This window comes from Castellaniella sp., assembly GCF_049650445.1.
In the GTDB taxonomy this organism is placed as follows: Bacteria; Pseudomonadota; Gammaproteobacteria; order Burkholderiales; family Burkholderiaceae_B; genus Castellaniella.
Window position 1 is genome coordinate 20761 of record NZ_JBASAD010000028.1, and the last position, 7176, is coordinate 27936.

At 66.3% G+C, this 7176-nt stretch carries 8 protein-coding genes; all 8 read left to right on the plus strand.

Annotated elements, in window-relative coordinates:
* Positions 1 to 12 precede the first annotated feature (12 nt).
* The 8 genes from WA983_RS09740 to WA983_RS09775 all read left to right on the plus strand — a co-directional run bounded on the left by WA983_RS09740 (position 13) and on the right by WA983_RS09775 (position 6953).
* On the plus strand, positions 13 to 1530 hold the full coding sequence (locus tag WA983_RS09740) for a YifB family Mg chelatase-like AAA ATPase (RefSeq protein ID WP_424311966.1): 1518 nt from the start codon (positions 13 to 15) through the stop codon (positions 1528 to 1530).
* A 74-nt stretch (positions 1531 to 1604) separates the two neighbouring features.
* Positions 1605 to 1844, plus strand: coding sequence for an accessory factor UbiK family protein (locus WA983_RS09745; protein ID WP_424249055.1), 240 nt, complete (start codon positions 1605 to 1607; stop codon positions 1842 to 1844).
* A 255-nt stretch (positions 1845 to 2099) separates the two neighbouring features.
* Entirely contained in the window at positions 2100 to 2297 is a 198-nt protein-coding gene (gene rpmI, locus WA983_RS09750) for a 50S ribosomal protein L35 (protein WP_298015901.1), read from the plus strand.
* Positions 2298 to 2310: 13 nt separating this feature from the next.
* The gene (rplT, locus tag WA983_RS09755) at positions 2311 to 2670 is read left to right on the plus strand and encodes a 50S ribosomal protein L20 (RefSeq protein ID WP_424249058.1); all 360 of its coding nucleotides are present in this window, start codon (positions 2311 to 2313) and stop codon (positions 2668 to 2670) included.
* A gap of 78 nt (positions 2671 to 2748) precedes the next feature.
* Entirely contained in the window at positions 2749 to 3771 is a 1023-nt protein-coding gene (gene pheS, locus WA983_RS09760) for a phenylalanine--tRNA ligase subunit alpha (RefSeq protein WP_424249060.1), read from the plus strand.
* A gap of 33 nt (positions 3772 to 3804) precedes the next feature.
* Entirely contained in the window at positions 3805 to 6210 is a 2406-nt protein-coding gene (pheT, locus tag WA983_RS09765; RefSeq protein WP_424311967.1) for a phenylalanine--tRNA ligase subunit beta, read from the plus strand.
* A gap of 12 nt (positions 6211 to 6222) precedes the next feature.
* The gene (locus tag WA983_RS09770) at positions 6223 to 6531 is read left to right on the plus strand and encodes an integration host factor subunit alpha (RefSeq protein WP_323024812.1); all 309 of its coding nucleotides are present in this window, start codon (positions 6223 to 6225) and stop codon (positions 6529 to 6531) included.
* On the plus strand, positions 6528 to 6953 hold the full coding sequence (locus tag WA983_RS09775) for a MerR family transcriptional regulator (protein ID WP_424248171.1): 426 nt from the start codon (positions 6528 to 6530) through the stop codon (positions 6951 to 6953). Before WA983_RS09770 ends, WA983_RS09775 begins: the two co-directional genes overlap by 4 nt.
* The last annotated feature ends 223 nt before the right edge of the window (positions 6954 to 7176 follow it).

The following is a 7176-nucleotide window of genomic DNA, read 5'->3' on the forward strand; positions in this document are numbered from 1 at the left end:
GGGAGGGGGCCGATGTCGCTTGCTGTGCTATCCAGCCGGGCCCTGTTCGGGTTGCGGGTCTGGCCCGTGCAGGTCGAGGTCCACGTGGGCAGCGGCCTGCCTTCTTTTTCCATTGTCGGTCTGCCGGGTGCAGGCGTGCGCGAAAGCCGCGAGCGGGTTCGTTCGGCGCTGCTGAGCAGCGGTTTCGAGTTCCCGGCCGGCCGGATCACCGCCAATCTGGCGCCCGCCGACTTGCCCAAGGACTCCGGCCGCTTCGACCTGCCGATCGCGCTCGGTGTGCTGCTGGCGTCGGGGCAGGTGGCGGATACCCGAGGTCAGGCACCCGACGTGCGACATTACGTGCTGGCGGGTGAACTGTCGTTGACGGGCAGCATCGCGTCGGTGGATGCCGCGCTGGCGATCGCGCTTTCGGTCGTTCGTGACGATCCCCGGGCCGTGTTGATCATGGCGCCGGCGGCTGCCGGCGCGGCTGCCCGGGTGCCGGGTCTGAAGGTGCTGGCGGCCGGAGGCCTGGACGAAGTCGTGGCCCATTTTGCGGGGCGGGCCGAATTGCCCGTCGCCACGCCGGTGCGCGACGAGCCGGCGGACGAGGCCCCCGTGCCCTGTCTGTCGGATGTCCGGGGGCAGGCGGCGGCCCGGCGCGCCCTGGAACTGTCGGCGGCCGGCGGGCACGGCCTGCTGATGAGCGGTTGTCCCGGCGTGGGCAAGAGCATGTTGGCGCGGCGCCTACCCGGCCTGCTGCCGCCCCTGAGCGCCGAGCAGGCTCTCGAAGTCGCCGCCGTGCACGGACTGGCCCGTTCCCGACGCTCACTGTCTCGTGTGCCGCCGTTCCGTGCTCCGCACCACGGAGCCTCCATGCCGGCGCTGGTGGGCGGGGGCGCCCGCCCCAGGCCCGGGGAAATCAGCCTGGCACACCATGGCGTGCTGTTCCTGGATGAATTGCCGGAATTCGGCCGTCAGGCCCTGGAGGCCTTGCGCGAACCCCTGGAAACCGGCTGCGTCACGGTCGCCCGGGCCGCCGGCAGTTGCACTTTTCCCGCCCGTTTTCAGTTCGTGGCTGCGATGAATCCGTGTCCCTGCGGTTGGCACGGGCATCCCCATCCGCGGCGGGAATGCCGCTGCTCTCGAGAGCTCATCGCGCGCTATAGAGCGCGAATTTCCGGTCCTTTGCTGGATCGGATCGACCTGCATGTCGGCCTGGGTGTGGAAACCGCCTGGCTGGATGCGCCGCCGGGTGAACCTTCGGCCCCGGTCCGGGAACGTGTGCAGGCCGCCCGCTGCCGGCAACTGGCGCGCCAGGGCTGCCTGAATGCCGATCTGGACGGTGTCGCCCTGGACCATCACGGAGCGCCGGATGCCGAGGGTCGGGCGCTGCTGACGCGCGCTGCGGCGGCCTGGGGCTGGTCGGCGCGCGCTGTGCGCCGGGCCCAACGCGTGGCGCGGACCCTGGCCGACCTGGAGGGCGGCGACCGGGTCGAGGCCGGTCACGTGGCACAGGCGATCCAGTACCGTCCTGACGACAAGGCATGAGCCGCGTTCAGGCGGACCGGCCGGGCAGGGCCGGGTAAAATGGCATTTTCCCCTTTTCGACTCAGGAGGCCCCGATGATCGCCCCCAATCAATTGTTCGACGACTTCCAGAAGAACATGTCAGAATTCCTGGCCAAGACCCCGGCCGCCGACATCGAGCGCAATATGAAGGCCTTCATGACACAGGCGTTCGCTCGCATGGACCTGGTCACCCGGGAAGAGTTCGATGTCCAGGCCGATCTGCTGGCCCGTGCGCTGGAGCGCGTCGAATCCCTGGAAGCCCGGGTTCAGGCCCTGGAACAAGGAAACGAATAGACAAGCCAGGGCAAATCACCCTATAATCAAGGGCTTTTCCCATTGCCTTGGGTTTTGTTGATCCAGGGAATTCGTTCTTTTGGCCGGGAAGATCTTCATGAGATCGGGTCGGTACAAGAGGAAAAATGAAAGGGGGAAAAGCAGGATGCGCGCATGCAGGTTGCGCATGCCGTATCCGAACGTTCGCAAATACCAGGTCTGACAAGTGCCCGAATCCCGGGTCACCTGGGTTTGTCAAGCCAACAGAGTATCGTCATGCCCAAGATGAAGAGCAAGAAAGGCGCGTCCAAGCGCTTTAAGGTGCGCGGCAGTGGTTCCATCAAGCGCGGCCAGGCTTTCAAGCGTCACATCCTGACCAAGAAAACCACGAAGAACAAACGTCAGCTGCGCGGTTCGGCTGCTGTCCATGAAACCAACATCGCCTCCGTGAAGGCGATGCTGCCTTTCGCCTGATCGGAGATTACACATGCCTCGCGTCAAACGCGGCGTCACCGCTCGTGCACGCCATAAAAAAGTCCTCAAGGCCGCCAAGGGTTACCGTGGCCGCCGTGGCAATGTATTCCGGGTCGCCAAACAGGCGGTCATGCGCGCCGGTCAGTACGCCTACCGCGACCGCCGCAACAAGAAGCGCACCTTCCGCGCTCTGTGGATCACCCGTATCAACGCGGGCTGCCGCGAACTGGGCGTGACCTACAGCGTCTTCATCGCGGGTCTGAAGAAGGCCTCGATCGAACTCGACCGCAAGGTCCTCGCCGACATGGCCGTGCGCGACAAGGCGGGCTTTGCCGCCGTCGTGGCCCAGGCGAAATCCGCGCTGGCCGCCTGACCGACACAGTTTCGTTTTCGATTCTGTATCATCGCAAACGGAGCTCGATCGGGCTCCGTTTGCGTTTTGGAATGCACCATGGACTCATCGCTCGACGAACTGATTGCCCAGGCCCGTGACCGCTTCGCCCAGGCCGGGGATGCCGCCACACTGGAAAACGAAAAAGCTGCCTTTCTGGGCAAGCAGGGGTCGCTGACCGCGTTGCTCAAGGGCCTTGCGGCCTTGCAGGGCGAAGAAAAACGCACGCGCGGCGCACAGATCAACCAGGCCAAGCAGCAGGTCGAATCGCTGTTGAACACGCGGCGCGCCGAACTGACCCAGGCTGTGCTGGACCAGCGCCTGGCGGCCGAGACCATCGACGTCACCCTGCCGGGCCGAGGGCGCGGTGTGGGCGGCATCCATCCGGTGATCCGCACCTGGCAGCGTGTCGAGCAGATCTTCCGTTCCATCGGTTTCGACGTCGCCGACGGTCCCGAGATCGAGAATGACTGGACCAATTTCACGGCCCTGAACAATCCGGAAAACCATCCGGCGCGTTCCATGCAGGACACGTTTTACGTGGACATGAAGGACGCGGGCGGGCTGCCGCTGGTGTTGCGTACCCACACCAGTCCCATGCAGGTGCGCTACGCCCGCATGAACAAGCCTCCCATCAAGGTCATCGCCCCGGGGCGCACCTACCGCGTCGACAGCGACGCCACCCATTCGCCCATGTTCCATCAGGTCGAGGGCCTGTGGATTGCCGAGGACATCTCCTTCGCTGACCTGAAGGGCGTCTATACGAATTTTCTGCGGGCTTTCTTCGAGACCGACGATCTGACCCTGCGCTTCCGGCCTTCGTTCTTTCCGTTCACCGAACCCTCGGCCGAAATCGACATGATGTTCACTTCCGGTCCCAATCAGGGGCGCTGGCTGGAAATCTCGGGCTCGGGCCAGGTGCATCCCCAGGTCGTGCGTAATTTCGGGCTGGACCCGGAACGCTACATCGGTTTTGCCTTCGGCTCGGGCTTGGAGCGTCTGACCATGCTGCGCTATGGCGTGGACGATCTGCGCCAGTTCTTCGAAGGCGATCTGCGCTTCCTGCGTCAGTTCAACGATTAGGCCCGTCGGCCTCAGTGATACGGAACCCGAATCATGCAATTTCCCGAATCATGGCTGCGCGCCTGGGCTGATCCCGAGATCGACAGCCAGGAACTCGCTCATCGGCTGACCATGGCCGGTCTCGAAGTCGAGGACGCCGATCCCTATGCCCCGCCGTTCTCCGGTGTGGTGGTGGCGCGCATCGAATCGGCCGAGCCGCATCCGAATGCCGACAAGCTGCGCGTCTGCCAGGTCAATGACGGCTCGGGCGAGCCGCTGCAGATCGTCTGCGGCGCGCCCAATGCCGCAGCCGGCCTGCTGGTGCCCCTGGCCCGTGTCGGCGCCGAATTGCCCGGCGGCATGCACATCGGCCCCGTCAGGATGCGGGGCGTCGAATCGCGCGGCATGTTGTGTTCTGCCCGCGAGCTGGGCCTGTCCCAGGACCACGCCGGCCTGCTGGAACTGTCTGCGGATCTGCAGCCGGGCCAGGACCTGCGCCAGGCGCTGGATCTGGACGACACGATCTACACTCTGAAACTGACCCCCAACCGGGCCGACTGCCTGTCCATCCTCGGGGTGGCGCGCGAAGTCGCGGCGCTCACGGGCTGTCCGCTGCGTGCCCTGGATACGCCGCAGGTGGCGGTGACCCTGGACGAGCGCCTGCCCGTGACCGTGCAGGCCCCGGATCTGTGCGGCCGTTTCGCCGGGCGCGTGGTGCGCGGCGTGAACGCGCGCGCCGCCACGCCCGGCTGGATCAAGTCGCGCCTGGAGCGCGCCGGTCAGCGGCCGGTGTCGGCGCTGGTGGACATCTCCAACTACATCATGCTGGAACTGGGCCGTCCCACGCACGTCTTCGATCTCGCCAAGATCCAGGGCGGCCTGACGGTGCGTTGGGCGCGCGAGGGCGAACGGCTGGAACTGTTGAACGACCAGACCGTCGATCTGACGCCCGATGTGGGCGTCATCGAAAGCGGCCGGGGGCTGGAAAGCCTGGCCGGCGTCATGGGCGGGCAGGACTCGGCGGTGACGCTGGATACCACAGACGTCTACCTGGAAGCCGCCTTCTGGTGGCCGGAGGCCATCATGGGTCTCACGCGCCGCTTCAAGCTCAATTCCGAGGCCGCTCACCGGTTCGAGCGCGGGGTGGATTTCGCCACCATTCCCGAACACCTGGACCTGATGACCACCCTGATCCTGGAGATCTGCGGCGGCCAGGCCGGCCCGCTGGACGATCAGATCGTCAATCTGCCCACGCGTGAGCCGGTGCGCATGCGCCTGGCGCGCTGCGCCCGCGTGCTGGGGATCGCGCTGGGCGCGGATGCGGTGGGCGCCGTCTTCACGCGCCTGGGCTTTGCCTACGAGCGCCAGGGCGACGATTTCATCGTCACGCCGCCGGCCGCGCGCTTCGACCTGACGATCGAGGAAGACCTGATCGAGGAAGTCGCCCGCATCTACGGTTTCGACCGCATCCCGGATGAACCTCCGGTGGCGCCGGCCGTCATGCGGGTTGCGCCCGAAACCCTGTACGGTCCGCATGCGTTGCGCGCCGCCCTGGCTGCGCGCGATTACCAGGAAGTCATCAATTTTTCCTTCGTCGAGGAAGCCTGGGAACGGGATTATTGCGGCAACGCCGACCCCATCCGTCTGCTGAACCCCATCGCCAGCCAACTGGCGGTGATGCGTTCCGGCCTGATCGGCGGTCTGCTGGCCAACATCGCCCATAACGCCAAGCATCGCCAGACGCGTGTGCGCGTCTTTGAACTGGGCCGCGTGTTCGCCCGCGATCCTGAGGTCGCCGACGATGGCCTGGCCGTGGCGGGCGTGGCGCAGCCCACGCGTCTGGCCGCTGCGGCCTGGGGGCCGGCGCAGGCGGAGCAATGGGGTGAACCGGTCCGTCCGGTGGACTTCTTTGACGTCAAGCGCGACCTCGAAGCCCTGCTGGGCGCGCGCGCGGCCGATCTGCGCTGCGAGGCCGCCGCCCATCCCGCGCTGCATCCGGGCCGCAGCGCCCGCCTGATGCTGGATGGCCGCGCGATCGGTTGGCTGGGCGAGGTCCACCCGCGCTGGGCGCAGGCCCTGGACCTGCCGCACGCCCCCGTCGTCTTCGAACTCGACGCCGAAGCCGTATCCGAACGTGTCTTCCCCCGGCCGCGCGAACAGTCCCGGCAGCCCGTGGTTGTCCGGGATCTGGCGGTCTGGGTGGATGCGGGCGTGCCGTGGCAGTCGCTGCTTGATACACTGCAGCGACGGATCGCGGCCGATGAAGCCCTTTCCGTGGTCAAAGACATTAAACTGTTCGATATCTGGCGCGAAGCCGCGACTGCCCAGCAACGCAGTCTGGCGCTGCGCCTGTGGTTCCAGAGTCGCGATACGACGCTGGAAGACCATCAAGTCGAACATTGCGTGCAAAGCCTGCTCGACGCCTTGACCCAGGCTCACGGCGCGCGTCTGCGCTCATAGGAGAAATCGCGGGTGAATACGGATCGGACGCTCACCAAAGCCCACCTGGCCGAACTGCTGTTCGAGCGCGTGGGTCTGAACAAGCGCGAAGCCAAGGACATCGTGGACACGTTCTTCTCCGAAGTTCGCGATGCCCTGGTTCAGGGGACCGAGGTCAAGCTGTCGGGTTTTGGCAGCTTCCAGGTGCGCAACAAGCCGCCGCGCCCGGGCCGCAATCCCAAGACCGGCGAGGTCATCCCGATCGCGGCGCGCCGGGTGGTCACGTTTCACGCCAGCCAGAAGCTCAAGGACGGCGTGGGCACTGACGGAGACGCCGCATGACGTCCGCCGCGTCTTCCGCAGCCGTGCTGCCGCCGATCCCCGCCAAACGCTACTTCACCATCGGCGAAGTCTCCGAACTGTGCGGCGTCAAACCGCACATTCTGCGCTACTGGGAACAGGAATTCGCCCAGCTCAAGCCGGTCAAGCGGCGCGGCAACCGGCGCTACTACCAGCACCACGAAGTCCTGCTGGTGCGCCGCATCCGCGATCTGCTCTACGAACAGGGCTTCACCATCGCCGGGGCACGCAACCGCCTGGGCGACAGCGGTGATGCGCCGCACGACCAGGATGCCGCCGTGCGCCTGAGCGGTGCCGAGCTGCAGGCGCTGCGCGCCGATCTGGTGGCCGCGCGGGACCGCCTGAGCCAGGCCCTGGACGGCAATCGTCAGGCGCATCAGGCGGCGGGACTGCTGGATCTCTGATTCCGTTCGCTCCTTCGATGGCCATGCAAAAACGCCGGGACACGTCCCGGCGTTTTCGTTGTGGTGCGAAGGGTCGTTTAATGGTTTTCCAGGTGCACGGGTTGCTGGACGATGGTGCCTGCGGGTGTCGGCTTCAGGCTGGCCCAGAGCGCCAGGGCGGCCAGGCCCAGCACCGCGGCGATGACCAGCGCCACCGCGACGCGGCCGCGCCGCAGCCGTGTCC

Coding starts and splice junctions, on each gene's coding strand:
- pheT (WP_424311967.1), top strand. CDS start 3,805: ATGCAATTTCCCGAATCATGGCTGCGCGCCTGGGCTGATCCCGAGATC.
- WA983_RS09775 (WP_424248171.1), top strand. CDS start 6,528: ATGACGTCCGCCGCGTCTTCCGCAGCCGTGCTGCCGCCGATCCCCGCC.
- pheS (WP_424249060.1), top strand. CDS start 2,749: ATGGACTCATCGCTCGACGAACTGATTGCCCAGGCCCGTGACCGCTTC.
- WA983_RS09745 (WP_424249055.1), top strand. CDS start 1,605: ATGATCGCCCCCAATCAATTGTTCGACGACTTCCAGAAGAACATGTCA.
- rplT (WP_424249058.1), top strand. CDS start 2,311: ATGCCTCGCGTCAAACGCGGCGTCACCGCTCGTGCACGCCATAAAAAA.
- rpmI (WP_298015901.1), top strand. CDS start 2,100: ATGCCCAAGATGAAGAGCAAGAAAGGCGCGTCCAAGCGCTTTAAGGTG.
- WA983_RS09740 (WP_424311966.1), top strand. CDS start 13: ATGTCGCTTGCTGTGCTATCCAGCCGGGCCCTGTTCGGGTTGCGGGTC.